Below are 2,162 nucleotides of genomic sequence, written 5' to 3'. Positions count from 1 at the left end.
TCTTCCTCTATGCAAAACACTCAAGATTGTATGGTTAAGCCCCTCGGGAAATTAGTATGGGTTAGCTCAATATATCACTACACTTACACACCCCACCTATCTACGTCTTAGTCTCAAACATCCCTTACTAACTCTTCGTTAGGGAGAACTCATCTTAAGGCAAGTTTCGTGCTTAGATGCTTTCAGCACTTATCTCTCCCGCATTTAGCTACCCAGCAATGCTTCTGGCGAAACAACTGGTACACCAGTGATGCGTCCACTCCGGTCCTCTCGTACTAGGAGCAGCCCCCCTCAATTCTCCAACGCCCACGGCAGATAGGGACCGAACTGTCTCACGACGTTCTAAACCCAGCTCGCGTACCACTTTAAATGGCGAACAGCCATACCCTTGGGACCTACTTCAGCCCCAGGATGTGATGAGCCGACATCGAGGTGCCAAACACCGCCGTCGATATGAACTCTTGGGCGGTATCAGCCTGTTATCCCCGGAGTACCTTTTATCCGTTGAGCGATGGCCCTTCCATTCAGAACCACCGGATCACTATGACCTGCTTTCGCACCTGCTCGACTTGTCCGTCTCGCAGTTAAGCTCGCTTATACCATTGCACTAACCTGACGATGTCCGACCGTCATTAGCAAACCTTCGTGCTCCTCCGTTACTCTTTGGGAGGAGACCGCCCCAGTCAAACTACCCACCAGACACTGTCCGAGTACCCGTCTCAGGTACTTCGTTAGAACATCAAACATTAAAGGGTGGTATTTCAACACCGACTCCATGCAAACTGGCGTTCACACTTCTTCGTCTCCCACCTATCCTACACATCAATATTCAATGTTCAGTGTCAAGCTATAGTAAAGGTTCACGGGGTCTTTCCGTCTAGCCGCGGGTACACCGCATCTTCACGGCGATTTCAATTTCACTGAGCCTCGGGTGGAGACAGCCTGGCCATCATTATGCCATTCGTGCAGGTCGGAACTTACCCGACAAGGAATTTCGCTACCTTAGGACCGTTATAGTTACGGCCGCCGTTTACTGGGGCTTCGATCAGCTGCTTCTCTTTCGATTACAACATCAATTAACCTTCCAGCACCGGGCAGGCATCACACCCTATACTTCCACTTTCGTGTTCGCAGAGTGCTGTGTTTTTAATAAACAGTTGCAGCCAGCTGGTATCTTCGGCTTACTTCACCTTCACCCGTAAAGGGCTACAATTACCGTAAGCGCACCTTCTCCCGAAGTTACGGTGCCATTTTGCCTAGTTCCTTCACCCGAGTTCTCTCAAGCGCCTGAGTATTCTCTACCTGACCACCTGTGTCGGTTTTCAGTACGGTTCCAATAAACCTTTCGCTTAGTGGCTTTTCCTGGAAGCGTGGTATCAGTTACTTCGTCTCCTTAGAAACTCCTCTTCACCCCTCAGCGTTTAATAGAAGACCGGATTTGCCTAATCTTCCCACCTACAGGCTTAAACGACCATCCAACAGGTCGATAACCTAACCTTCTCCGTCCCCACATCGCAGTTTATCAAAGTACGGGAATATTAACCCGTTTCCCATCAACTACGCTTTTCAGCCTCGCCTTAGGGGCCGACTCACCCTGCCCCGATTAACGTTGGACAGGAACCCTTGGTCTTCCGGCGAACGGGTTTTTCACCCGTTTTATCGTTACTTATGTCAGCATTCGCACTTGTGATACGTCCAGCAAACCTCTCAATTTACCTTCTTCCGCTTACACAACGCTCCCCTACCCAACAGGAGCAACATTAATGATTCTTGTCGCTTCTCAATCCAACTCAACCTTCGTTTACTCAACCAACTCACTCCCTTCGTGAGTCGTTACCTAAAAACCATTAATGTTGCTCCTGATGCCGCAGCTTCGGTGCTATATTTCAGCCCCGTTACATCTTCCGCGCAGGCCGACTCGACTAGTGAGCTATTACGCTTTCTTTAAATGATGGCTGCTTCTAAGCCAACATCCTAGCTGTCTATGCCTTCCCACCTCGTTTCCCACTTAATATAAACTTTGGGACCTTAGCTGGCGGTCTGGGTTGTTTCCCTCTCCACGACGAACGTTAGCACCCGCCGTGTGTCTCCTATGCATTACTCTTCGGTATTCGCAGTTTGCATCGGGTTGGTAATCCGGGATGGACCCCTAGCCGAAACAG

1 rRNA gene is annotated in these 2,162 nt (G+C 49.7%); it reads right to left on the bottom strand.

The features are described from left to right. Nucleotides 1–30: 30 nt before the first annotated feature. Nucleotides 31–2,162, bottom strand: a 23S ribosomal RNA gene (locus HNR69_RS09460); the annotation flags it as partial.

It is taken from the genome of Histophilus somni, from assembly GCF_014202395.1.
Classification (GTDB): Bacteria; Pseudomonadota; Gammaproteobacteria; order Enterobacterales; family Pasteurellaceae; genus Histophilus; species Histophilus somni.
The sequence above is the reverse complement of the archived record's forward strand: the minus strand, read 5'-3'. Positions and strand labels throughout refer to the sequence as shown.